We start from the raw sequence: 23,233 nt of genomic DNA on the forward strand, positions 1-23,233 counted from the left end.
TTCGCGATGACGTCCGAGGCGATGCCCTCCAGTCGAGCACGAACGTGGCTGGTCGTCGCGCTCGTCGCGCTGACGGCCGTCGCATCGCTTGGCACGGCCGCGGCGACGAGCGCACCCCCTGAGGGCCGGACGTCGACCGGCGCCGCGTCGGCCGCGCCCGACGCGACCATCGAGGACGGCGGCGTCTACTGGGTCGGCCAGACGCTCGTCGACGACCGCTGGCGCGTCGACGCCGTCGAACTCCAGCACAGGGAGGACGGCGAGTGGGTGTTCGTCGCGGACGTTCCCGTGGAGGACGACCACGTCCGCGTGCACACGGCGGGCGCGGAGGCCGGCCGGTACCGGCTCGTCGCCGACGGGAGCGCTCGAACCGTCTCCTTCCGGCTTCGCGCGCAGACGCTCGACGTCACGCTGGACGCGTCTACCGTGCGAAACACCGGCGAGCAAGGAGCTACGACGACGAACGTCTCGCTCCGGTCGAACCGGGGCGGGTACGACCTCGCCGTCACCAGCGCCGACCTCGACGGGTCGACGCTCCGGCGCGTCCTCGGCCGCGGCGAGTCCGTCGACACCGACAGCGACGCCACCAGCGACGCGGTCGTCCTCTCCGGGGTCTCGTCGACCGCCGAACTGACAGCGAACTTCTCCCGCGTCACCGCGGGCAACGCGACGCTCGCGTTCACGCCGGTCGACGCCACCGCCAGTGCGAACGCGACCGTGACCGTCGAGTCTGTCCCGATCGTCGACGCCTGGTTCCCCCGGACGGTGAACCCCGCATCCGACGCCGGTGTGGTTCGCGTACCGGTCGAACTCGACGGACGCACCGACCGCGCGACCGTCGTCGTCGGGAGCGAGGACGAACCGGTGTCGTTCGTCGCGACTCTCGCCGACTCCGACGGCGACGGCCGCGCCGTCCTCGCGTGGAACGCGACCGCGAACCAGACCGCCGACGCTGCACTCGCCGCCGGCAACGGGACGACGCTCGTCGACGCGACCCGACGGCGGCCCGACGGCGACGTCGGCGACGTCGACGTCGACGGCGAGTACACGCTGTCGCTGTACGCCGGCAACGGAACGGCTGCGTCGGAGGTCGACGTCGCGGTCGCCGTGACGGACGCGAACCAGAGCGATTCGCCGGCCATCGAACTCGGCCACGTCGACGCCCCGGACATCGTCGACGTCGGAGACGAGTTCCAGGCCGCGGTCGCCGTCGAGAACACCGGGGGCGTCGACGTGACGACGACCGTCCGCGTGGTTCACGACGGCGAGAACGTCACGACCGAATCCCTCGACGTCGCGGCTGGAGCGACCGAGACGGTGATCGTCCCGCTCAGCGCCGAGGCAGTCGGGACGGCACGCTACCGCTTCGTCGCCGCCGATGCGAGCACCACGTTCGCGGTCGAAGTCGTCGACGGGACGGAACTGGGCACGACGACTTCGTCGACGACGACCCCGACCAGCGCGGCCGGTACCACGACGACGGCGACGAGGACTGGAACCGGGACGACCGACGACGGCACGGCCGGCGCGTCCGACGACGCGAACGGGATGCCCGGGTTCGGGCTCGCGGTCGCTGTCGTCGCACTCGCTGCCGTCGCACTGCTCGCACGGACGCGCGACTGACAAACGTCCCCTTCGAGCGGCCGACACTGGGACGGCTCGACGCTTTTCGGACGGACTCGGGGACGGGCCGCTGAGAGGGTGAGAACCAGCGCGAGAACCAGTTCGACGGTCGCCGGCGCAGAGGACTCCCGAGGCGTCGCGCGGTCAGAGGAGGCTGGGGACGACGACCATCGCGAGCAGGCAGACGAGCATCGTGACGCCGACGCTCGTCGTGACGTACCGGACGTGCCGGCGCTTCGGGTCGATCGGGAGCCGCGAGATGATGGCTTCCGTGCTCGTGCGGAGGATGTGACCGCCGTCGAGCGGGAACGCCGGGATGCAGTTGAAGAACCCGAGCTGGACGTTGATCCACCCGGTCCAGAACGCGAGGTTCGCGAGCACGAACAGCGCGTCGGCGCCGAGGGCCGAGAGCGGGCCGCCGCTCGCGACGTAGAAGTTCGTTATCGGGCCCTGGAAGCCAGCGAAGTTCAGCGGGAGGTTGAACGCGCCGAACGCGCTCGCGAACGGGAGGACGAGCGTCCCGATCATCGTCCCGAAGAACCACTGGACGAGGCCAGTGTCACCGGGGCCGCCGCCGCCGAGCGCGCCGAGGTAGTTCTCGGCGGGATACAGCTGCACGCCGAAGTCAGTGACGACGAGCCCGGTCGTCCCGAACACGGGCTGGACGCCGAGGAATCCGCCGCCGTTCTGCGCGCCGAGTTCGACCTCGTAGGTCTCGCGAGCACCGTCGTGGTACGCGGTGATGGAGACGGTCGTGCCCGGGTCCTGGTTCTCGACGTACCGGACGAGTTCGCGCGTGTCGACGACCCGCTCACCGTCGACCGCGGTGACGACGATCATCTCGCCCGCGGGCGCGCCACCGGCGGCGAACGGGTCACCGTCGAGCACGCGGACGTACGCACCGGCGACGAACTCGGTGTTCGCGACCGTCCCGTTCGCGCGTTCGACGGTCGCGTTCACCGGCCCGGGGGACGCCTCGACGGCGTCGTAGAACCCGGCGGTGGTACTGATCGCCGTCCCGTTGATCGCGGTTATCGTATCCTCCGGTGCGACCGCGGCTGGACCACCACGCACGGACTGCGTGACGAGGACGGTTCGTTCCACGCGCTCGGTGCGCTCCCCGTCGATCTCGACCTCGACGGTCTCCGCGGTGGTGTTCGCGAGCATCGCGGAGACGTCCGCGTTCGACTCGACGACGGCGCCGTCGAACGCCGTGATGCGGTCGCCTTCGCCGATGTCCGCTTGCGCAGCGGGCGACCCCGGGAACGCCCCGGCGACCGCCGCGCCCGGTGCGACCGACAGCGACGCGATGATGGGGCCGAACAGGAGCGCGTACGCGACGACCGTCACCGCGAAGTTGTTCGTGACGCCCGCGGCGAACATCCGCGTCTGCGCGCCACGCGTCCGCTCGCGGCGCTGTTTCTCGTTCGGTTCGACGAACGCGCCGATGGGGAGGATGGCGAGGAGGGCGAGCCCCATGGACTCGATCTCGATGTCTTCGACGCGTGAGAGGAGGCCGTGCCCGCCCTCGTGGACGATGAGGCCGACCGCGAGCCCGAACACGATACCGGGCGCGGCCGACAGCGGGAGGAAGTCGTTGACGCCGGGGATGACGAGGAAGTTCTTCGGGTTACTGACCGTCTGCTGGGCGGGGTCCTGGACGACGTTGAGTGCGGCGAACACGAGTGCGACGAACGACCCGATCATGACGACGAGCGCGATACCGACGCCGACGTTCGCCCAGGCACGCCAGAACCGCTTCGGGCCGGCGAGCCAGTTCAGGAACACCCGCCCGCGCTTCGTGTGCAGGGTGAGGATCGGCCCGCTCGTCCCGACGAACGACGGGAGGAGCCCGTTCCGGTTCGCGTAGATGACAGCGAGCCAGTAGACTGCGAGCCCGAACAGCACCCACTGCAGCGTGGAGACCATCACTCGTCTCTGGGGGACGGGCGGGCAAATGGCTTTGGTTACCCCATCTCGTGGGGGTGCACTCGGGCGCAGTCGCGGGACCGAACTCGGTTGCGCTCGCGGCGACGTACACCTTCGTCGGTTGCGCTCGCGACGACGCACCCCGTCGTGGGCCGTGCGTCTCGACGCGAGCGCCGGGCGACGGTGGCGGCCAGTCGTCGCGTTCAGCGTGGCTCGCGGCGCAACTCGGAAACGTTTAACAGCGCTGGGGCGAGAGGGACGGTATGGCCAGTTTCAAGGAAGCAGAAGCGCGGAACCTCGAGAAGATGATCTGCATGCGATGTAACGCCCGGAACTCCAAGGAAGCGAAGCGCTGCCGGAAGTGCGGGTACAAGAACCTTCGCCCGAAGGCGAAGGAAGCGCGCGCAGCCTGATCCGCGAGTCGCTTTCTTCCGCATCACTTGCTCGTTCGCGAGTGACGACGCTGTGGCCGGTCGTTCGACGACGCGCTGCGCTCAGGCCTCGTCGGGGTACTTCGGTTCGCGTTTCTCGGCGCGAGCGAGCGCGGTCTCGACGACGTCCCGGACGTCGCCGTGGAACTCGCTCCCGTGGCCGGCGTACATGTGCTCGACGGTGTCGGGGAACCGGTCGAGGAGGTGCTGGATGCTCTCGATGAGGCGCTCGCGGCTCTGGCCCGCGTAGTCGGTGCGCCCGAAGCTCCCGTAGTCGAACGCGCCGTCGTCGTGCACGACCACGTCACCCGAGTACAGTGTCGTCTCGGAGACGAACGAGACGTGGTCGCTCGCGTGCCCTGGCGTGTAGACGACCTCGAAGTCCTCGTCGCCGATGGGGACGGTGTCCCCGTCGTCGAGGGCGTGCGTCCGATGCTCGTGCTCGGCGTACGCGTAGACGTCCGGGTCGAACGCGTCGACGACCGCGTCCAGTTGCGCGACGTGGTCGCCGTGCTGGTGCGTGAGGTAGACGACGTCGACGTCGTCGACGTGCTCGCGGACCGCGTCGACGACGCCGTCGTACGCGCCAGCGTCCACGAGCGCCGTCACGTCGCCCGTCGAGAGATAGGCGTTGCACGTGAACGTCTCCGCGTCCGCCGTCACCGTATGTACTGTCACATGCGTACGGACGGACGGTCGATTACTAAAGCCTGACGCGCCACGCGTTTGGAAACTGACGAATCGCCCGTGACGCTTTTGACCCTGCACGGTATTGTTTCACACGTATGGGTTTTGGGAGTTACGACGAGTCCGAGCAGGGCTCTCAGGAAATCGACACAGACCTGGACGAGGATACCGTCGACGGCCGTGATACGGACCACGACGGTGAGGTCGACTTCGAGAACGGGGCATCGAACGACGAACTCCTCGATCGCTTGCAGGACATCAAAGACGAGACGTGAAGACGGGGGCGCGCGCGGTGGGGGTCGCCGAGTCCTACACCGGCGACGCGAGCACCCTCGCGGGCGTGGTCGTACGACGCGACAGAGCCGTCGAATCCGTTTCTTTCGGGCGCTGTACGGTCGGTGGGAGCGACGCGACCGACGGCGTCGGTGACGTCGTCGAAGCCCTCGGCCGACCGGACGCGCGCTACGTCGTGGTCGCGGGCGTGGCGCTCGCGTGGTACAACCTCCTCGACCTCGACGCGCTCCACGAGCGCCTGGACCGGCCGGTCCTCGCGGTGACGTTCGAGGGCAGCGAGAGCCTCGAACCGGCGCTCCGCGACGCGTTCGACGGGGACGCACTCGACGCGCGCCTCGACGCGTACCGGGCGCTCCCGGCACGCCACTCCGTACGGGTCGCCAGCGACGACGACCGTGACGAGGGCCGCGACGACGTCGTCTACGTCCGCGCGGTCGGCATCGGCGACGAGCACGCGGCCGAGGTCGTCCGCGCGTTCACGCACGAGGGCGGCCGGCCGGAACCGGTGCGCGTCGCCCGCGAGGTCGCGCGCGCCGGCGACGCCCTCCGGAACGACCGGTAGCCTGCGCCGTCACCGCCTCCCGGAGCGGCCCGAGCGCTCGCGGACGAAACCGTTAGGAGCGTTCCCCACCGCGGTGTGCACATGAGCGACGACGACGCGGTCGCGTTCGACGGCGCGACCGTCACCGCCTGCACGCGCTGCCCGGACCTCTGTGACTCGCGGTCACGGATCGTCAACGGCGTCGGGCCCGACGACGCCTCGCTGTGCTTCGTGGGCGAAGCGCCAGGTGCGAACGAGGACGAACGAGGCGAGCCGTTCGTCGGCCGATCGGGGGACGTCCTCGACGACGCACTCGGCGACGTCGGCCTCCTCCGCGAGGACGTCCGCATCACGAACTGCGTCCGCTGTCGGCCACCGGACAACCGCGACCCGAAGACCGAAGAGCTCGCGAACTGCCGCGACCACCTCGAACGCGAACTCGACGCGGTCGACCCCGACGTCGTCGTGACCCTCGGGAAGGTCCCGAGCCAGCACCTCCTCGAACGCGACGTCGCCATCACGAACGAAGCCGGCGACGTCCACGACGTCCGCGTCGGCGACCGCCAGTTCCGCGTCGTCCTGAGCGTCCACCCCGCGGCGACGCTCTACGACCGCAGTCAACGCGACACGTTCACCGACGCCATCGCCGAAGCCGCGGCGCTCGCGGGCGTCGAAACGGAAGGAAGCGGCGGGCAGTCCCGCCTCGGCGAGTTCTGAGTTAGGACCGACCGAGCCAGCGATCGCCGTCGAACAACCGCTTCACCGCAGCGAAGAACCCGTCACCGGTATCCTCCTCCGGACGGAGTCGCGACCGCAGCCGCGAGGAGAACAGCTCGACGCTGATGACGATGACGATGACCATGAAGATGCCAGCCGCCGCGCGACTGAACGCGAGCTGCGCGAGCTGACCCTTGATGTACTGACCGAGTCCGCCCGCGCCGACGACACCCAGCGAGATGGCGATGCGGACGTTGATCTCCGTGATGTACAGCGCCCACGCGATGAACGACGAGAACACCTGCGAGAGCATCCCGAAGCCGATGACCTGCGAGCGGTTCGCGCCCGTCGACGAGATCGCCTCGATGGGGCCTTCCTCGACCTCCTCGAGTTCGTCCGTGAACAGCCGCCCCATGTTCCCGATGGTGTCGGTCGCGATGGCGAACATCGCCGAGAGCGGCGTCGGCCCGAACACGGGGATGTAGAACAGCACCCAGACGATCGCGGGGATGGCGCGGATGGTACTCATCGTCCCGCGGAACAGGAAGTTGAACGGGAACGGCGTCACGCGCTCGCTCCCGAGCACGCCGAAGAACAGCGCGAGCGGGAACCCGACGACGGTGCCGGTGAGGCCGACGATGATGGTGACGACGCTCGCACCGACGATGCTCGTCCCCTCGTTGCGCTGCATGATGGCGTCGACGAGCGACCCGGGGTTGAGGAGGCTCTGGAAGAGCCCGTTCCAGCCGCTGAGCTGCTGCTCCGAGGAGTACAGCGTGAAGAACCGGAAGTCCGGCGTCGCGAAGTTGAACATGTTGTCGAGGAACACCGGGAACTGGCGGACGACCGCTGCGACCGTGAACCCGAGGTACGTGAGGCCCGCACCGGTCGCGCCGAGCACCCCGACGACGAGACCGACCATGAGGAACCGACGGATGCGTTGCGCGCGCTCTATCTGCATCAGTCGGTCCTTGACGCGCTGGGTCGTCTCCGCTTGCGTGCCACGCATGTCGACGGACGCGCTCTCCTCGCTCATTGTATCGCCTCCTGGGTTGCCGCGGACGCTTCCTCGTCCTCCTCGTAGTATATCTCGTCGACGACGTCCATCGTCAGGTCGTCCTTCCCGCCGTCGAAGACGACGCGACCGTCGCGCAGCCCGATGTAGCGTTCGCCGAACTCGCGCGCGAGCCCGACCTGGTGGAGGCTCGCGATGGTCGTGAGGGTGCGTTCCTTCGCCGCGTCACGCATGTACCCCATCACTTCCTCCGCGGCCTTCGGGTCGAGGCTCGCGACGGGTTCGTCGGCGAGCATCAGGTCCGGTTGCTGGACGAGCGCGCGAGCGATGCCGACGCGCTGTTTCTGGCCGCCGGACATCGACCCCGCTCGCTGCTGGGCTTCGTCCAGCAGCCCGACGGTGTCGAGCGCTTCGAGCGCTGCGACCTTGTCCGGCGTGTCGTACCACGTCAGGAGACTCCGGAGGAGGTCCTCGCGGCTGAGTGCGCCCGTCAGGGCGTTCTTGTACGCGCTCATCGACTCGACGAGGTAGTGCATCTGGAACACCATGCCGATGTCGCTGCGTCGTCCACTGAGCTTCCGGTCGCCCATGTAGACGCCGCCCTCGGTCGGCTCGGTGAGGCCGTTCAGGATGCGTAGCAGGGTCGATTTCCCTGCGCCCGATGGCCCGAGGAGCACGACGAACTCGCCCTCCGGGATGGTGAACGAGGCGTCCTCGAGCGCCACGGTATCCCCGTAACGCTTTGTCAGGTTCTCTACTGTGATCGCTGGCATTGGCAAATAATTCGTGAAGAACGGTTAGTTGCTTTCGGACTCGACTCGGCGGACGAATCGGTTATCCGTCGAGGAGGTCCGTGCTGAGGCCCAGGGAGTTCGCGACGTCGATGACCGGCTGGTACGTCTCGAGGCTCGCGGGGCGAACGCCGGAGAACCAGAGGTCGTCCTCGGTCGCGTCCTCGCCGGTCTCGGAGTTCGGCTTGCCGTTCGCGCCGAGGTACGCCTCGTCGGGCGCGTTCGAGATGGCGCTGACGAGCTGCTCCTTGTTCTCGTCGGAGAGCTCGGGGCTCGTCACCATCGGGGCGCGCGGGATCCCGTTCTCGTTGTAGTCCTCCATGTAGTCCGCGACGGGACGGACGCCGTCGACGTAGCCGTCGTCGCCCTGCGTGATGAACTTCCCGACGCCGGCCGCGTCGGCCTGGCCGTCCTGGAGCGTCTTGAACGCTTCCGCGTGCCCGGACCACGTGCCCGTGAAGTCGGCGCCGTTGTCCGAGGTCGGTGCCTCGCCGATCTCGAGGCCTTCCTCCTTCAGCATCCAGAGCGGGTACAGCGAACCGGACGCGGACGTGATGTCCGCGAACGCGATCGTCTTGCCCTTGAGGTCGCTGAGGCTCTCGATGTCGGAGTCCTCGCGCGTGACGATGACGCTCGTGTACTTCCAGCCGCCGTAGGCTTTGCGCTGGAGCGCGATCTCGGCGTCGTCGGACTTCACGCCGAGTGCGGCCGCGAACGGACCGGTCTCGGCGATGTCGGCGGACCCGGAGCCCAGACCCTGGAGGACCGCGGAGTAGTTCGAGGCGTACTGGAGCTCGACGTCGGCGTTGTCGAGCGAGCTCTCGATGTGGTCCCGCATGGGACCGTACTGCTTCATCATGTAGTTCTGGGGCTCGGTCGGGCTCATCATGAACTGGACCGTGCCGTCGTTGTACGGCTGGCTGCCGAAGCTACCGAGACAGCCTGCCGTGCTCGTGAGCCCGAGTGCTCCTGCCGTGCCTGTCGCCTTGAGGAAATCGCGTCGACTTGCCATTGCGAATCAATTCATAGTTCTTGATTACGACCTTAAGTTTTCCTAATCGTTCTATGTAGAACTATGTAGGACAAAAAATAGAACTCGGTTAGCTCTCATGTTAAAGCAGGACGCGGCTTAGACGATACGGATGGGAACCAGTCGTGGCGTCTGAGAACAGATTCGGAAGTCGTCCCGGTTCCGTCGTGCATTTCGCCTCGACGACACGACGGCGTTCGCGAGCGTCTCCTCTCGACTATAGAGTGCTCAGCTGTAGGGGCCGAACAGGTCGAACGTGGTGTCGAAGTTCGAGGTGACCGGGATGGCGTCGTCGCCGTTCAGGTTGTTCGCGTAGTCGGTGACCGCCGATCCGAGGCGGAGGTCGCTGCCCAGCGCGCTCGCGAGGTCGTCGAGCGCGGTCGCGTCGCCGTTGGCGGCACCCACGAGGACGACGGCACCGCCGTTCGCCGCGAACGACTGGACGGCGTCGACCTCGGCGCTCGTGAACCCGCTCGCGGGCGTGGTGACGACGAGCGCACGACCCGCGGAGAGGTCGGCGTTCGCGAGGTCGTTGCGTTGCTCGAACCCGACGTCCTGCCCCTCGAGGTAGCGCTGGTAGTACGCGGCGTCCTCGCTGGAGAGCGCGGCGTCGGACCCGAACTGGCCGTGGCCACCGTCGATGAGGACGGTGCCGGCAGTCGAATCTGCGAGGGAGTCGACGAGGTTCATGAGGAACGGGAAGTTCCCGTAGTCGCTCGTGTCGACCGCGTACCCTTCCTCGGCCTCGTAAGTCTCGTCGATGACGAGGCCGCCGACCATCGCGACGTTGTTCGCCGCGTCCACGCCGACGAGTGCGTTCGCGCCCCCGGCGTCCGTCACGGGGACGCGACTCGACGAGAGCGGGCCGTCGCTGCTCGTGACCGCGGCGGCCTGCGGGAAGAACAGTTCGCTCACGGGGCTGTCGCGGATCTCGCTGGAGGCGTCCGGGTCCGAGTTCGCCCAGATACCGAGGTCGTTCGAGCGCGCGGCCTGCTCGGCGGCGAGGAACGCGTCGTGCTTCGCGAGACTGGAGCCGTAGACGCGAGCGTACCCGTCCTCGACGATCTGCTCGTTGTAGAGCGTGTCCCGGGAGCCGTCGCCGGTCGCGTCGTACTTCACGTACGCGAGCAGGCGACCGAACGGGTCGGTCTTGCCTTCGTTGTCGTCGTAGAATATCTCGACGGTGTCGCCGACGTCGAACGCGTCCTCGGCGTACTGCGTGCCTTCCTCGCCCCACGTCGCGAGGTAGTCGAGCGAGTCGATGCCCTCCCACTCCGGGGGGCGTTCGGCGTCCTGGTTCTGGGCTTTCTCGGCGGTGTCGATGCCGAGCACGCGGATGCTCTCCGTGGAGCCGTCGTCGAACTGGACGTCGAACGTGTCGCCGTCGCTCAGCGAGTCGATGGTGACGGTGGTCGTGTCCGGCGACCCGTCCTCGACCGTGACGGTGACGGTGGCGGTGTCGGTCGCGCCGTCGTCGTCGGTGACGGTGAGCGTCGCGTCGTAGCTCCCCGTGGTGTCGTAGGTGTGCGTGGGCGTGGCGCCGGTCGCGGTCGCGCCGTCGCCGAACGTCCAGTCGTAGCTCGCGACCGAACCGTCGGCGTCCGTCGAGCCGGTGCCGTCGAAGGAGACGCTCGTCCCTGGCGCGACGGTCGCGTCGTCGACGCTCGCGCTCGCCGTCGGCGCCTCGTTCCCGTCACCATCACCGCCGCCGTCGCCGCCGTCGAAGTACGGGAAGTCGGTGACGAAGACGCCGGTCGTCGGCTGGTAGTTCGCGCCGGCGTTCTGGTCGTCGTCGTACACCTGGTCGTCGTTGAACTGGAAGACGGTCCCGAGTCGATAGCAGATCTCGTCGAGTCGCTGGGTGGCGTCGTAGTCGTTGTAGTCGGACTGGTCGTGGAGGAACAGCGTCCCGCCGTCGGCGACGAACGCGGCGAGCGCGTCGAGTTCGCCGTCGGTGAGGTACTCGCCGGGGGCGGTGATGACCGCGGCGTCGGCCTCGGCGAGGTCGTTGTGGAGGTTCTGGGTGGCCTGGACGTCGAAGCCCTCTTTCTCGGCGGCGGCTTCGAACTCGCTGAACTCGTCGAGCGTCCAGTACTGGCCGTTGGATTCGTCCCAGAGGACGGTGCCGGACCCGACCTCGGCGTTCCACACGTTGAGGAGGAACTGGACGTTGTCGTACTCGCCGGTGAGCGCGTCGTCGTCGACGAGCGTGGAGCCGAACGCGACGACGCCCTCGTCGACCGCCACGAGGGGAATCCGGCGGGAGTCCCAGTACTCGAAGGCGTCGTAGTTGTAGTCGGCGTCGTCGTTGGTCGCGGTGTCCTCGGCCCACACGGGGACGAACGCGTCGTCCGTGAGCGGGCCGCCGTCGGCGTGGTAGAACGAGCCCGACGAGTGGAATCGGAGTCGTGTGATGGTGGATGCGGATCGGTGCCCGGCCTGCGCGGACGCCGACCCTGCGAGGGCGGTCGCCGCGGTGAGTTCGATGAAGCGTCGTCGACGCATCGTCCTACGATGAGAGGCGACTTTAATTAAAGTCTTCTGTATCCGATATATAGTCTTAGGAATTAACGTAAATAATTCGAGAGTATTTGGATGACGGCAGTCGAAACGACGATAGCGGTGGATTCGCCGAGCACACGCTTCGAGCATCCGGTTCGGAAATCTCCAACGGTACTGCTCTCGGTGGCGTCACGGCAGATGGGGCCGGATGGGAAACCAGTATGAGTCGCCGGCACCGACACTGCCGTATGAGCCAGCAGTCCGCGAGCGCAGACCGCACGGACGCCGCCGTCGCCGACGTCGTCGTCGTCGACTACGGGCTCGGGAACCTCCGCAGCGTCACGCGCGGCCTGGAGCGCGCCGGTGCGGCGGTCACCATCACCGACGACGTCGACGCGATCTCGAGCGCGGACGGCGTCGTCCTCCCGGGCGTCGGTGCGTTCGGCGAAGGCATGGAGAACGCCGGGCCGTTCCGCGACACGCTCCGCGAGGTCGCCGAATCCGACACGCCCCTGTTCGGTATCTGCCTCGGGATGCAGATGCTCCTCACGTCGAGCGAGGAAGCCGAGAAGGCCGGGCAGGGCGACGCGAAAGGCCTCGACCTCATCCCGGGCACGAACGAGCGGTTCGCGACCGACCTCACCGTCCCGCACATGGGCTGGAACGAGCTCGACGTGCAGCGCGAGCACCCCATCGTCGACGGCGTCGACGGCGAGCACGCGTACTTCGTGCACTCGTACTACGCGGTGCCCGACGACGAGCACGCGGTCGTCGCCACCACCGACTACGGGCACGACTTCGCGAGCGTCGTCGCCAACGAGGACGGCACCGTCTTCGGCACCCAGTTCCACCCCGAGAAGTCCGGCGAGACCGGGCTCCGCATCCTCCGGAACTTCGTCGACCTCTGCGTCGACGGCTGAGAGGGTCAGCTGGTCGATATCGGCCGTCAGAAGCGCGCCTTGTATATCTCGCCGTACGCCTGCCGGCGGAGCGTGCCGACGGCAGCGTCGCGTTCGGCCTGGAACGTCGCCGCGACCGCGGCGTCCGCGAACGGCGCGACGTGCCACGCGACAGAGTCCACGTTCTCGCTCCCGCGCTCGCTCACCTCGCCCTCGAACCCCTCGCGCCACGCCTCGTACTCGTCGCGCGAGCCGACGCGGACCTCGAGTTCCGCGGCGAACAAGACGTCGCGCGCGGTCTCGACGACGTCGCCGGTGACGCGCTCGCGGTACTCCTCGCGGTCGAACGCCATCGCCTTCGCGACCTCCTTCACGACGAGCTGGGCGGTCGGCCCGACGGCCTCGTACGCCTCGCGCGCCGCCCACTCGGTCTCGGGCGACAGCCTCCCTTCGACGTCCATACGCGAGGGTTCCGGCGTCGGGAACTACTCGCTTTCGCTTGCAGCGTCCTCGTCCGCGTCCGCGTCGGAGGCAGTGGACTCGTCGCCGTCGCCGTCCTCGTCGAGCCCGTACATCTGCTCGGTGAGTCGCTGGGCTTCCTGCATCACGCCCGCTGCGTCCTCGGTCAGGTCGCCGCGGCCACCGGCAGGTGCACCCGCGCTCTCGCCCATCCCACCGGCGCCCGGGCCGCGATGCCCGCCCTGCTGGGCGAGTTCGTCCTCCAGTCGCCCGCCGTGGTCGTGGCTCGCGTGGTCGTCGCCCTCGAACTCAGGGACCTCGACCTCGGGGACCGCCTCCGCGACCTTCGGCGCGAGCGACTCGGGGTCGTCGTCGCCCCAGTCGGGGACGTGCTCGTCCAGCCACGACTCGTGGCCGTCCCCGCGGATGACCGCGGTGAACGCGAGGTGGTTGGCGAGATGCTCCGCGTCGGTCTCGGGGTTGTCGCACACCGGACAACGGTACGCCATTGGCTAGGAGCAAGCGCTACGCGGACAAAGGGGTTCGGGACTCGCGTTGCCGATCCACGTCGTCGACGCCGCGGTCAGTCCACGCCGTCGGTCGCGCCGTAGTCGCGGTCGCGTCGTCCCCAGTCGTCGAGGCCGCGCACCATCACGAACGCGTCCGTGCCGTCCTCGTAGTAGCCGCCGACGCGCCGGAGCGTCTGGAACCCGAAGTCCTCGTAGAGGTAGATGGCGGCGTCGTTGCCCTCGCGGACCTCGAGCTTCACGCTCGTCGCGTCGCCCTCCGCGAGTCGCGTCAGTGCATGTGCGAGCAACCGCCGACCGTAGCCATGGCCGCGGCGCTCGGGGTGGACCGCGAGGTCCTTGACGTGCCCGAACGCACGCCCGTGGTTCGGGACGACGTCCGCGACGACGTACCCGACGACCGCGTCGCCCTCCTCGGCGACGAGGAACCCGGGGTCGTCGAGGAACCGGTCGAACACCTCGTAGGGCCACGGCTGCGGGAACGACGCCTTCTCGATGCGGTAGATGGCGAGGAGGTCCGCGCGCTCCGCGGGCCGGATCCGCGACCGACCGTCGTCGGGGAGAGGGGCAGTCGTCGTCACGCCTCTCGATTGGTCGCGCTCGCGTATCAATTCTCGGGGTCCCCGCCGACCCGGTCGATGGCAGCGTCGGCGGCGAGGAGTGCGCCGACGGACGCGACGACGCCCGCGAGCTGGAGTGCGGTCGTGAGGAGGCCGAGCGAGACGATGAGCGTCGTCGCGCACGCCGGGGCGTGCGAGACGCCGAGGGCGCGCATCCCGAACGTGGTGGCGGCCACGGCGAGCGCGCCCGCGACGCCAAGGCGGACTGTCGCGAGCGTACCCGGCGGTACCGCGGTCGTGACGACGTGTCCGCCGGCGAGCGCGTGGTACGAGAGCGCGCCGGCGACGACGCCGACCGCGTGCCCGCCGAGGACCACCCGACCAGCTGGCGGGTCGTCGGCGGTCGCGAGCACGTACGCCGACGGCCCGAGGCTCGGGAACACGAGCGGGACGCCCGAGACGAAGGCGGCCGCGGTCGACACGAGCAGGAGCACGCCGGCGCGAGCGCTCCGCGCCAGTTCGAGCGTTCGCGCACCCGCCGACCCGCCCGTCATTGACCCAGCCGAGCGGTGCCGCGGGTTTCAGCGTGACGCTCTCGGTCGACCAGTCGAGTCAGTCCACGCGGAAGCCGTCGCGGAGCGGGTCGGTGGGGTCGCGGACGAACTCGTTGCGGCCCGTGACGTGCGCGCTCCCGGTGACGCGCGGGACGACCGCGTCCAGATCGCCGACGGTCGTCGTCGCGGCGACCCCGCCGGTGAACGTCGTGCCGAGGATGCTCTCGACGACGAACGCGTCGCCGACGTCGAGCGCGCCGCGGGCGTGCTGGATGGCGAGCCGACCGCTCACGCCCGTGCCGGTCGGCGACCGGTCTATCTGGCCGTCCGCGAACACGCAGACGTTCCGCGAGTCCGCGTCGTCGCCGCGAGCCGGCCCGCGGAAGATGGTGCCGTAGACGTACTCGAGGTCGTCGGCCTTCGGGTGATGGAGGTCGACCGCGTCTGCGACCGCGCGCTTGACCGCCATCCCCGCGCGCCGCAAGGCGTCGCCGTTGCCCGGCGTCAGTTCGAGGTCGAACCCGTCGACGTCGCAGTACGCGTAGAACGCGCCGCCGTAGGCGACGTCGACCGTGACCTCGCCGTACCCCGGGACGTCGACGGGTTCGTCAAGCGCGTGCACGAACGACGGGACGTTCTCGAACGACACCGAGGTGACGCGGGGGCCGTCGCGGTCGCGGCCGTCACCCCCGTCCGCCCGCTCGACCGTCGCGGTCGCGGTCACGAGGCCCGCGGGCGTGTCGAACCCGATGGTCGTCTCGGGGACGCTCGCGTCGACCATCCCGGTCTCGACGAGGACGACGCCGAGCGCGACGATACCGTGCCCGCACATCGTGCTGTAGCCGTCGTTGTGCGCGAACAGCACGCCGACGTCGCCCTCGGACGTCACCGCGTCGGTGAGGATGGCGGCGTACATGTCGGCGTGCCCGCGCGGTTCCAGCACGAGCGCGGTCCGTAGGTCGTCGTGGCTCGCCTCCAGGTCGCGTCGTCGCGCCAGGATGGTGTCGCCGTCGAGGGCGGGGAACCCGTCGACGACGACGCGGAGCGGTTCCCCGGCGGCGTGGGCGTCTATCGTCTCGACTCGCGACCACGCCTCGGGGAGCGAAGCGTCCCAGTTCATCCGTCCGACTCCTCCGCTTCCAGCAAGCGTTCCTCGAGGTAGTCGAGCAGCAGCGTCTCCACGTCGCTCGTGTCCACGCCGAGACTCACGCGGCGGTTGTGCGCGCCCGTGAGCGCCGTGGCGACGAACGTCGCGACCGCGTCCGCGTCCACGTCCTGCCGGAACTGCCCGGTTTCCTTGCCCTCCTCGACGTTCGACCGGACGACGTCGTGCAGGAGGCGGTCGAACCGCCTGAGCGCGTCCTGGAACGCGTCGTCGTACGGCGCCTGACTCTCTATCTCGAGTATCGCGACGCGGAGTTCCTCCCGACCGTCGTCGTCGCCGTGGTAGACGGTTCGGACGACCTCCCGCAGACGCTCGCCGGGGTCGTCGCCGGCGATGCTCGCGAGCTCGGACTCGAAGTCGTCGTAGAGGAACTCGAGGAACGCCACGAGGAGGTCGTGCTTCGAGTCGAAGTGATAGTGCAGCGTCGACTTCGAGAGGTCCGTACGGTCCGCGATGTCGACCATGCGGAGGTCCGCGTACCCGCGCTCGCAGAGCGCCTCGAACGTCCCGCGCATGATCTGCTGGACGGCCTCGGACTCGTCGTCGGCGTACGTCTCGCTCATACTGACCGACTAGTCAGTCGGGGCCTTCAAGCTTCCCGCCGCATCAGGAGCCACGCCACCCGCCCCGGCCCACGGTGCACTTTGTACGCGACCGACAGCAGGTGCTCGCGACGGGTTGAAAGAGAGAGGAGAGATATCGCGTTCGACGACCGCTCAGTCGTCAGCCGGGGACGCGCCGCTCGCACCGTCGCCGGCGCGCTGCTTCGTCCACGGGAGCTTCCCGCCGACCGCGAGCATGTCGCGCTCGCGCTGGGACGCGTCCAGGTTCGCCGTGAACTCCCAGTCGTCGTTCACGCTGACCGTGAACTCCTCCTGGCCGGACTCGACGCCGTCGCGGATGTCGTCGACGACCGTCAGTTCGTCGCCCTGCTCGATCTTCTCGTAGTCCTCCGCGTCGATGCGGAACGGCGCGATACCGAAGTTGAACAGGTTCGCCTTGTGGATGCGCGCGAAGCTCTGCGCGAACACCGCGTCGATACCCAGGTACATCGGGCACATCGCCGCGTGCTCGCGAGAGGAACCCTGCCCGTAGTTCTCGCCGGCGACGAGGACGCCACCGTCGGCGGCCTCGGCGCGCTCGGGGAACGTCTCGTCGATCCGCGTGAGCGTGAACTTCGAGTACTCGGGGATGTTCGACCGGTACATCAGCGCGTCGGCGTTCGCGGGCGTGATGTGGTCGGTCGTGATGTTGTCCCCCATCTTCAGGAGGTTCTCACCAGTGAGCTCGGCGTCGAGCTCGTCCTTCAGCGGGACGTCCTTGATGTTCGGGCCCTTCACGAGCTCGTCGTCGACGGCCTCGTCGGGCGCGATGAGGTCCGTCTTCGAGCCGTCGTACTGGTCGGGGAGCTCGAAGCCGGGGTCCTCGAGGTCGCCGAGCTCGTCGGCGAGGTCGCGCGGGTCCACGATCTCGCCCTTGATCGCCGCCGCGGTGGCGACCTCCGGCGAGCACAGGTAGACGGAGTCGTCGTCGATACCGGAGCGACCCTCGAAGTTCCGGTTGAACGTCCGGAGCGACACGGAGTCGCTGGCGGGGACGTGACCGATGCCGATACAGGCACCACACGTCGCCTCGGAGAAGTTGACGCCGGCCGCCATCATCTCGGCGACCCAGCCGTCGCGCGCGAGCATCTCGCTCGCCTGCTTGCTCCCGGGTGCGACGATCATCTCGGTCTTCATGTCGACCTCGCGGCCCTCCAGCATCTTCGCCGCGGGCAGGATGTCGCTGTACGCACCGTTCGTACAGGACCCGATCATGACCTGACTGACGTCGACGCCCTCGACCTCGCGGACGGGGACGATGTTGTCCGGCATCGACGGCTCCGCGATGAGCGGCTCGATGTCGGAAAGGTCGACGACGATCTCGTCGTCGTAGTCGGCGTCCTCGTCGGGGCCGATCTCGACGAAGTCCTCCTCGCGGTCCTGGCGCGCGAGGTAGTCCTTCGTCGCGTCGTCCGTCGGGAAGATTGAGGACGTCGCACCGAGCTCCGTGCCCATGTTCGTGATGGTGGTGCGCTCGGGGACGCTCAGGGTCTCCACGCCGGGACCCGTGTACTCGAGTACCTTCCCGACGCCGCCCTTGACGGTGAGGCGTCGGAGCATCTCGAGGATGACGTCCTTCGCGGTCGCCCACGCGGGCAGTTCGCCTTCGAGTCGGACGTTCACGACCTCCGGCATCTCGATGTAGTACGGCGCGCCACCCATGGCGACCGTCACGTCGATACCGCCGGCGCCGATCGCGAGCTCGCCGAGCCCACCGGGCGTGGGCGTGTGCGAGTCCGACCCGAGCATCGTCTTGCCGGGTGCGGCGAAGTTCTCCTTGTGGACGTTGTGACAGATGCCGTTACCGGGGCGCGAGAAGTGCGCACCGTACGTGCCTGCCGCGGACCGGAGGAAGCGGTGGTCGTCCGTGTTCTTGAAGTCGAACTGGTACGTCTGGTGGTCGCAGTACTGCGCCGCGATCTCCGTCTGGACCTCGTCCAGTCCCATCGCCTCGAACTGAAGCCAGACCATGGTCCCCGTGGTGTCCTGCGTGAGGACCTGGTCGATCTCGATCCCGATTTCCTCGCCGGTCTCGAGCTCTCCCTCGACGAGGTGGTCGTCGAGGATTTTCTCGGTAAGTGTCTGTCCCATAGCGTCCAAACATCCGCGACGACCGACCTTAAAACCCGCGAGATAGATGGGGGAAAACCATGCAGAACCGAGGTCGCCCCCACTCGATTCGTGCGAATCTTGCCAGCGAAGTGGACGTGCGTTCACCTCGGGCGCGGGAGCGGACTGCGGTCGGTCGCGTGTCCGACTTCCGTGGCGTATTCCGACGGTCTCGCCGAAAGCCGGGGCGTCTCGCGTCGAACGCACAGACGGCTGGCGGCGTCTCGCGTCGAACCCGGAGCGGCGTCGCGCAAGATTGATTTCGACAGCTTGCGAACCGTTGACGATAGATGACGGAGAGCACCGCTCCCGTGTCGGTGCGGTCCTACATCGCTGGCCTCGCCGCGAGCATCGTTCTCGGCACGCTCCTGTACGTCTTCGTCGTCGCCCCGTTGCTGTTCGGCGACCCCTCGTGGGTGGTCGACGGGTCCCCGCCGGACGGACAGATGCGAGCGGTCAGCCGAGGCGTCACGCTCCCCTCGATCGGGGGCATCGCGTTCGTCACGGTCGCCGCCGTCGCACACGGCTGGCTGTACGTGAACTACCCGCGACTCCTCGACCGCTGACAGACGGACCACACAGCGCACGCGCACGACCGCTGACAGACGGCCGACGCGACGGGCGAGCGAGTGGGCGTCGTCGGCGTATCTCGCAAACTACATTCCGCTCGGCTGGGACCTCCCGGACATGTACAGAGCCGGGTCGTTCGTCGCATCGCACGTGGAACCGACGCGAGAGGACCAGCGCCAGCCCAACGGCGTCGACCTCACCCTGGAGGCGGTGTTCGAGCAGCGCGAACCGGGCCGCATCGGCCGCGAAGGGAAGGAGATCGGCGAGCGCCAGGCGCGCGAGCCCGAGCAGGTCGGTGACGGCGGCGACGGGCTCGACGACGCCGGCACGTACTACCTCGAGGAGGGGTCGTACGTCGTCCGGTACGGCGAGACCATCTCGATTCCCGAGGGACACGTCGGGTTCGTGTACCCGCGGTCGTCGCTCATGCGGAACTCGTGCATGCTGAACACCGCGGTGTGGGACGCCGGCTACACGGGGAAAGGGGAGGGCCTCCTGCAGGTGCATCACGACGTCGAACTCGTCGAGGGTGCGCGGGTCGCGCAGCTCGTGCTCGCTGAGGCGGAGCACGACGGCGAGTACGACGGCACGTATCAGGGCGAGAACCTCTGAGTCAGGGCCTAGAAGCAGTGGCGTCTACGGGCAGACGGCGTTCCCGTCCTCGGTCTCGGGGATCTCGATCTGGCCGACGTCGTCGTAGTCGCTGTAGTTCATCTCGAAGTCGACGGTCGTCGTGCGGCCCTGCTGGACGAACGTGACGTGCATCGTCGTCCGGAGGAGCTGGCGGTCGTCCTGCGAGACGTACTGGGTGACCGTCGCGTTCCGGACGGTGACCTCCCCGAGGTCGACGCTGGAGTCGTTCGCGACGACGCGCTTGAGCGCGTTCACGTTCGGGTGTATCTCGACGACGTACGCGGTCTCGCCGCGGATCGTCTGGTTCTCGAGGAGGGCTGCGGTGGTGCCGGTGGCGTTCAGGAGTTCGCCCTGGGACTCGACGGAGAGGCCCTGGTTCCAGGCGCCGGAGACGGTCGTCGAGTTCCAGCCCGAGTCCGTACTCGAGTCGCGCCAGCAGCGCGTGTCGTCGACGACGTACACGTCCGTGAACTCCTTCGAGCGCGTGGTGTTCGTCAGGACGGACTCGGTGACCGCCATGTAGAGGCGTTCGCTCGTGTGGTTCACGGTGCCGTCGGCGGTCATGTTCACCTCGTTCTGGCCGAACGCGACGACCTGCGTCATCGTGAAGTTGTACGCGGACACCGACTGCATCTCGGAGACGGCGTCGGTGGCGATGGCCTCGGCCTGCCCGTCGTCGGCGGCGTCGTCGCCGAGGAACGGGAGGTTCGTGGCCCCGCACCCGGCGAGGGAGACGGCGAGGACGAGCGCGAGAGCGACGCGAGCGTGCGTGGAGCCGGACATCAGTTGCCCGAGCCTAGCATGGGGGTGGTTACGACCTTTTTGGTCCGCGGCCGACCGCGAGGGTCGCGCCGAGTGTCACGTCGAACCGGGCAGGACGAAGCGCGCGAGGCGCCGTCGAACCGCGCGAATGCGGCGACGTACTCGGCCTACACGTCGAAGTACCGGTCGGCGTGCGCCGCACACCCGGGGTTGAACGCGTGCCCGCACTCCGGGCACGCGTGGTCCGCGTCGAGGTAGGTCGTTACCGAGAGGACCGACGCGCAGGCGCCACAGAGCACCGCTGGCTCGTCGAAGCGCTCGCGCGGCCAGCACGTCGCGTCGTGGTCCGCGACCGCGTCGTGGCACGCGTGACACGGATAGAACTGCTCGCAGCACGCGAACCGTATCGCGACGACGTCGCGGTCCGTGTCGTAGTGCGCGCATCGCGTCGCCTCGTCCACCGCGACGCCGAACACCGTGACACCGTCGACGGCGCTGGTGCTGTCGCCACCCTCGCGAGTAGCGGGTAACTCGTCGGCCGCTGGGGCGGCAGCGTCCTCGTCCATGACTCTCGAATCCGGGCGCCGGCAGCCTGCGTATTGCTGTTCTCCTCCTCGGCGAGCGTCTCCTCCGTCACCGTCTCACGGATGAGCGTCTCCATCCCGCGACGCAGGCGTTCGGACGCCGCCTGCCCGGAGATGTTCATCTGTTGACCGAGCTCCTGCAGGGTCGTCTCCCGCGGGATGTCGAAGTAACCGACCTGGACCGCCCGCGTCAACAGATCTCGCTGCGGGTCCGTGAGCGCTATCTCGTCGCCGGACCCCGAGAACGGCTTGCTGTAGATCGAGTCGACGTCGACGGTCAGGTCGACTTCGGCGCACGCCTCCCGGAACTCGTTGAACGCGTCCCGGCTCGGGAACAGCATCTTCACCGTCCAACCGTCACCGTCCGTCTCCCCTTTCAGGAAGACGCCGTCCGCGTCGATCGCCGCCTCGTAGATGTCGACGTCCGGCTGGTCTGCCGCGTAGTGCACGCGGTAGAGGCGTTCGTCGCCGTTCTCGGCGATCAATCGCGAGCCGGTAACGGTGTCGTCGACGCCGAGTCCGGTCTCGAACGGCTCGAACTCGCCCTCCGAGGCCCAGAAGACACTCCGGAGCGGTATCGAGGACGAGGCGTGCACGTGCTGGACTGCCACGTTCATCCCCGGCGCGTGCTCTAGCGCTGTCGACAGGGCCTGGGAGTCGAGATGGAACTGTACGAACATCCTATGCTTTCGCAGGTGTCGAGATGTACATCGTATATTCCCCCGTATCAATCAAGGTCTTCAAATCCATTCACGTTTCTAATCCGGCACTTTATATCGGTACTGCCTGCATATGCAGGTTCGGGCGTGTTTCCGGGGGCCGGCAGTGAATGCAAGTACTGCCGGAACCTGCTTCCCACGTATCGGTCTCGAAGGGAGGACCCCACCAGGATGCGGTCCGAGGGCGCGTCTCGCAGCCGTTCCGATGCGTTCCATCGTCCCGCGATTCGAGCCATCTCCGTCCACGGCCCGGACAGATGGCCTTACGGGTCGTTCTCGGCCGGGTGCGCGCGAGCACCGTCTTTCCCCAGGGAGTGTCGACGGGGTCAGTCGAGGACGACGTCGAACGACCCGACGCGCCGGTCGTCGTCGCGATGGCGCTCCAGGTAGTACCGGACGCCGGGCTGGTGCGCCGCGCCGACCACGAGGTGAACGTCGCCGAACTCGCGCTCCTTGGCCGACGGTTCGTCGGCGACAGGACCCGAGTTCGGCTGCGTCCCGTCGGCGTGGGCGACCACGTAGTCGGCCATCCGTGCGTTCCGGGCGTGCGTCACGAATTCGAGTTCGGGGTCGTGGCGCCGCAGCCACTCGCGTTCGAGCGGTTGCGGGAGGAACGCGCACTCGTAGTACCGCTGGAGTCGCCAGAGCTCGCTTGGGGCCTCGGCGGCGCGTTCGCGCAGGCGGAACGACGCGAAGTCCGAGCCGGTCGCGTGGTCGGCGTGACTCCGGAAGAACTCGCTCGCGACGCTCCCGACCGCGCGCTCGAACCGCCGCCCGAACCGGTCGCCGCTCGCGTCGACGAGCGAGAACGCAGCCGCCTGGAACTGCGCGGCGAGGTCCCCGACGTCCTCCGTGAGCGAGTCGAACGGGTCGCCGTCGACGTGCGACTCGATGCCGCGCCGCTGGCATTCGCGGAGCGCCCATCGATAGTCGTCCATCGCACACGCTCCCGGGACGTCCTGGAAGTACATCCCGCGGATGCCCTGCTCGCAGTACACGGTGGCGCCCGCGTCGAGGAACTCGTGGACGTGCTCGCGGAGGTACTCGCGCTCGGCGGTCGTGTCCGCGTGCGTGATGCCGTGGACGTGCACGGTCCGCTCGCCGACGCGGACCGTCGCCCCCGGCACGCGCTCGCCCGTCTCGACGGCGTCACTGACCGCGTCGAGTTCCCGGCCGCGGAGCTGACGCCACGCGTCCTTCGCCGCGAAGTACGCCTCGTGGTCGTCCGCGGCGTCCACCACGTCGCACAGCGCGGACAGCGACCCGGCGGCCCTGATGGCGGCGAGTCGCTCCCGGGCCGCTGGCGACAGCACCGTCATACACCCACGCCGATACGGCGGGTTCCGATAAGTGGCTAGCGGCCGTGCGCGCCCCTCGCGCCCAGCCGACGGCGCGGACTCGCACGCTCGCCGTCGCGTCGAGACGCCCACCGGCGACTCGCACTCGCCACGTCACGCGCTTCCCATTCCCTCGCCACGCTACCCGCTTCCCATTCCCTCGCCACGCTACCCGCTTCCCCGCCGGTTATAT

Annotated in this window: 24 protein-coding genes and 1 pseudogene; 8 read left to right on the forward strand and 17 right to left on the reverse strand. The window is 68.5% G+C overall.

Translation table 11 applies throughout. From position 1 onward, the window contains the following. Nucleotides 1–21 precede the first annotated feature (21 nt). A complete protein-coding gene (locus LI336_RS06765; RefSeq protein WP_227132136.1) occupies nucleotides 22–1,623 on the forward strand; it encodes a PGF-CTERM sorting domain-containing protein in 1,602 nt (533 codons plus the stop codon). A 144-nt stretch (nucleotides 1,624–1,767) separates the two neighbouring features. On the opposite strand, the gene LI336_RS06770 is transcribed toward LI336_RS06765, so the two are convergent. Next, nucleotides 1,768–3,552 (reverse strand): site-2 protease family protein, encoded by a 1,785-nt coding sequence (locus LI336_RS06770; RefSeq protein WP_227132138.1) that lies wholly within the window; start codon nucleotides 3,550–3,552, stop codon nucleotides 1,768–1,770. A 263-nt stretch (nucleotides 3,553–3,815) separates the two neighbouring features. Between LI336_RS06770 and LI336_RS06775 the strand changes: the two genes are divergently transcribed. Continuing rightward, a complete protein-coding gene (locus LI336_RS06775) occupies nucleotides 3,816–3,965 on the forward strand; it encodes a 50S ribosomal protein L40e (protein ID WP_227132140.1) in 150 nt (49 codons plus the stop codon). 81 nt (nucleotides 3,966–4,046) lie between these two features. Here the strand turns inward: LI336_RS06775 and LI336_RS06780 are convergent, their stop codons facing one another. Beyond that, on the reverse strand, nucleotides 4,047–4,661 hold the full coding sequence (locus tag LI336_RS06780; protein ID WP_227132142.1) for an MBL fold metallo-hydrolase: 615 nt from the start codon (nucleotides 4,659–4,661) through the stop codon (nucleotides 4,047–4,049). 107 nt (nucleotides 4,662–4,768) lie between these two features. Between LI336_RS06780 and LI336_RS06785 the strand changes: the two genes are divergently transcribed. The 3 genes from LI336_RS06785 to LI336_RS06795 all read left to right on the forward strand — a co-directional run bounded on the left by LI336_RS06785 (nucleotide 4,769) and on the right by LI336_RS06795 (nucleotide 6,222). Continuing rightward, the gene (locus LI336_RS06785; RefSeq protein WP_227132143.1) at nucleotides 4,769–4,945 is read left to right on the forward strand and encodes a DUF5786 family protein; all 177 of its coding nucleotides are present in this window, start codon (nucleotides 4,769–4,771) and stop codon (nucleotides 4,943–4,945) included. Then, nucleotides 4,942–5,526: an endonuclease dU gene (locus LI336_RS06790; protein ID WP_227132144.1), complete on the forward strand. Its 585-nt coding sequence runs from the start codon at nucleotides 4,942–4,944 to the stop codon at nucleotides 5,524–5,526. Before LI336_RS06785 ends, LI336_RS06790 begins: the two co-directional genes overlap by 4 nt. 81 nt (nucleotides 5,527–5,607) lie before the next feature. Continuing rightward, a complete protein-coding gene (locus LI336_RS06795) occupies nucleotides 5,608–6,222 on the forward strand; it encodes a uracil-DNA glycosylase (RefSeq protein WP_227132146.1) in 615 nt (204 codons plus the stop codon). Nucleotide 6,223: 1 nt separating this feature from the next. On the opposite strand, the gene LI336_RS06800 is transcribed toward LI336_RS06795, so the two are convergent. The 4 genes from LI336_RS06800 to LI336_RS06815 all read right to left on the reverse strand — a co-directional run bounded on the left by LI336_RS06800 (nucleotide 6,224) and on the right by LI336_RS06815 (nucleotide 11,563). Next, entirely contained in the window at nucleotides 6,224–7,258 is a 1,035-nt protein-coding gene (locus LI336_RS06800) for a PhnE/PtxC family ABC transporter permease (RefSeq protein ID WP_227132148.1), read from the reverse strand. Continuing rightward, nucleotides 7,255–8,010 (reverse strand): phosphonate ABC transporter ATP-binding protein, encoded by a 756-nt coding sequence (locus tag LI336_RS06805; protein WP_227132150.1) that lies wholly within the window; start codon nucleotides 8,008–8,010, stop codon nucleotides 7,255–7,257. The genes LI336_RS06800 and LI336_RS06805 overlap by 4 nt, the downstream gene beginning before the upstream one ends. Before the next feature lie 61 nt (nucleotides 8,011–8,071). Beyond that, nucleotides 8,072–9,040, reverse strand: a complete 969-nt coding sequence (locus tag LI336_RS06810) for a substrate-binding domain-containing protein (RefSeq protein WP_227132152.1) — start codon at nucleotides 9,038–9,040, stop codon at nucleotides 8,072–8,074. 246 nt (nucleotides 9,041–9,286) lie between these two features. Beyond that, on the reverse strand, nucleotides 9,287–11,563 hold the full coding sequence (locus LI336_RS06815; RefSeq protein WP_227132154.1) for a PKD domain-containing protein: 2,277 nt from the start codon (nucleotides 11,561–11,563) through the stop codon (nucleotides 9,287–9,289). A 245-nt stretch (nucleotides 11,564–11,808) separates the two neighbouring features. On the opposite strand from LI336_RS06815, the gene hisH reads away from it, so the two are divergent. Continuing rightward, nucleotides 11,809–12,480: an imidazole glycerol phosphate synthase subunit HisH gene (gene hisH / locus LI336_RS06820; RefSeq protein ID WP_227132156.1), complete on the forward strand. Its 672-nt coding sequence runs from the start codon at nucleotides 11,809–11,811 to the stop codon at nucleotides 12,478–12,480. 26 nt (nucleotides 12,481–12,506) lie between these two features. Here the strand turns inward: hisH and LI336_RS06825 are convergent, their stop codons facing one another. The 7 genes from LI336_RS06825 to LI336_RS06855 form a co-directional block, all read right to left on the reverse strand. Next, nucleotides 12,507–12,920, reverse strand: coding sequence for a DUF5809 family protein (locus LI336_RS06825; RefSeq protein ID WP_227132158.1), 414 nt, complete (start codon nucleotides 12,918–12,920; stop codon nucleotides 12,507–12,509). A 24-nt stretch (nucleotides 12,921–12,944) separates the two neighbouring features. Beyond that, entirely contained in the window at nucleotides 12,945–13,427 is a 483-nt protein-coding gene (locus tag LI336_RS06830; protein WP_227132160.1) for a DUF5810 domain-containing protein, read from the reverse strand. 74 nt (nucleotides 13,428–13,501) lie between these two features. Further along, a complete protein-coding gene (gene rimI, locus LI336_RS06835; protein WP_227132162.1) occupies nucleotides 13,502–14,026 on the reverse strand; it encodes a ribosomal protein S18-alanine N-acetyltransferase in 525 nt (174 codons plus the stop codon). 26 nt (nucleotides 14,027–14,052) lie between these two features. Next, nucleotides 14,053–14,559, reverse strand: a complete 507-nt coding sequence (locus tag LI336_RS06840; protein ID WP_227132163.1) for an HPP family protein — start codon at nucleotides 14,557–14,559, stop codon at nucleotides 14,053–14,055. Nucleotides 14,560–14,617: 58 nt separating this feature from the next. After that, on the reverse strand, nucleotides 14,618–15,679 hold the full coding sequence (locus tag LI336_RS06845) for a proline racemase family protein (RefSeq protein WP_227132165.1): 1,062 nt from the start codon (nucleotides 15,677–15,679) through the stop codon (nucleotides 14,618–14,620). Beyond that, complete coding sequence (locus LI336_RS06850; protein ID WP_227132167.1) at nucleotides 15,676–16,287, reverse strand: TetR/AcrR family transcriptional regulator; 612 nt, start codon at nucleotides 16,285–16,287, stop codon at nucleotides 15,676–15,678. The genes LI336_RS06845 and LI336_RS06850 overlap by 4 nt, the downstream gene beginning before the upstream one ends. Before the next feature lie 153 nt (nucleotides 16,288–16,440). Then, a complete protein-coding gene (locus LI336_RS06855; RefSeq protein ID WP_227132169.1) occupies nucleotides 16,441–18,417 on the reverse strand; it encodes an aconitate hydratase in 1,977 nt (658 codons plus the stop codon). Between the two features lie 308 nt (nucleotides 18,418–18,725). On the opposite strand from LI336_RS06855, the gene LI336_RS06860 reads away from it, so the two are divergent. Then, nucleotides 18,726–19,001: a hypothetical protein gene (locus LI336_RS06860; protein ID WP_227132171.1), complete on the forward strand. Its 276-nt coding sequence runs from the start codon at nucleotides 18,726–18,728 to the stop codon at nucleotides 18,999–19,001. 121 nt (nucleotides 19,002–19,122) lie between these two features. Beyond that, nucleotides 19,123–19,617, forward strand: coding sequence for a deoxyuridine 5'-triphosphate nucleotidohydrolase (locus LI336_RS06865; protein ID WP_227132172.1), 495 nt, complete (start codon nucleotides 19,123–19,125; stop codon nucleotides 19,615–19,617). A 24-nt stretch (nucleotides 19,618–19,641) separates the two neighbouring features. Here the strand turns inward: LI336_RS06865 and LI336_RS06870 are convergent, their stop codons facing one another. The 4 genes and pseudogenes from LI336_RS06870 to LI336_RS06885 all read right to left on the reverse strand — a co-directional run bounded on the left by LI336_RS06870 (nucleotide 19,642) and on the right by LI336_RS06885 (nucleotide 23,022). Then, the gene (locus tag LI336_RS06870; protein WP_227132174.1) at nucleotides 19,642–20,421 is read right to left on the reverse strand and encodes a hypothetical protein; all 780 of its coding nucleotides are present in this window, start codon (nucleotides 20,419–20,421) and stop codon (nucleotides 19,642–19,644) included. A gap of 146 nt (nucleotides 20,422–20,567) precedes the next feature. Beyond that, nucleotides 20,568–20,966 carry a CHY zinc finger protein gene (locus LI336_RS06875; RefSeq protein WP_227132176.1) on the reverse strand — a complete coding sequence of 133 codons (399 nt, stop codon included), beginning with the start codon at nucleotides 20,964–20,966 and terminating at the stop codon, nucleotides 20,568–20,570. A 140-nt stretch (nucleotides 20,967–21,106) separates the two neighbouring features. Next, nucleotides 21,107–21,664 (reverse strand): annotated as a pseudogene (locus LI336_RS20355) (helix-turn-helix domain-containing protein); the annotation flags it as partial. A 365-nt stretch (nucleotides 21,665–22,029) separates the two neighbouring features. Then, nucleotides 22,030–23,022: a hypothetical protein gene (locus LI336_RS06885; protein ID WP_227132178.1), complete on the reverse strand. Its 993-nt coding sequence runs from the start codon at nucleotides 23,020–23,022 to the stop codon at nucleotides 22,030–22,032. Nucleotides 23,023–23,233: the final 211 nt, after the last annotated feature.

Origin of the sequence: Halorubellus salinus (assembly GCF_020567525.1) — an archaeon.
Taxonomy (GTDB): Archaea; Halobacteriota; Halobacteria; order Halobacteriales; family Natrialbaceae; genus Halorubellus; species Halorubellus salinus.